The following is a 397-nucleotide window of genomic DNA, read 5'->3' as shown; positions in this document are numbered from 1 at the left end:
CGAGTAAGTGCTGACCACGCACATTGACAAGGACCATATTCATAACCATCTGATTTTCAATGCGGTTGACTTTGTGGACTACCACGCCTACAAGAGCTACAAGCGGATTTACTATGATATGCGTGAGGTCAGCGACCGGCTCTGTAAGGAAAACGGTCTCTCTGTTATCCCTCCCTCTCAGAACAAAGGCATGAGCTACAAGGAGAACACCGAAGCCAAACGCGGCACGAGCTGGAAGCAAAAACTCAAGCAGACCATCGACCGGCTTGTCATCACAGCGAAGGACTACGATGATTTTCTGCGGCTCATGCAGGAAGCCGGTTATGAAATCAAACCCGGCAAATACATCTCCTTCCGCGCTGATGGTCTTAGAACGGGTAAACCGCTCCTGACCTTG

Annotated in this window: 1 pseudogene; it reads left to right on the top strand. The window is 50.1% G+C overall.

Annotation, left to right across the window (positions count from 1 at the left end):
• Positions 1 to 397, top strand: a pseudogene (locus P0G09_RS15875) (relaxase/mobilization nuclease domain-containing protein); the annotation flags it as partial.

It is taken from the genome of Faecalibacterium sp. DFI.5.82, assembly GCF_029076575.1.
Taxonomy (GTDB): Bacteria; Bacillota; Clostridia; order Oscillospirales; family Ruminococcaceae; genus Faecalibacterium; species Faecalibacterium duncaniae.
The sequence above is the reverse complement of the archived record's forward strand: the minus strand, read 5'-3'. Positions and strand labels throughout refer to the sequence as shown.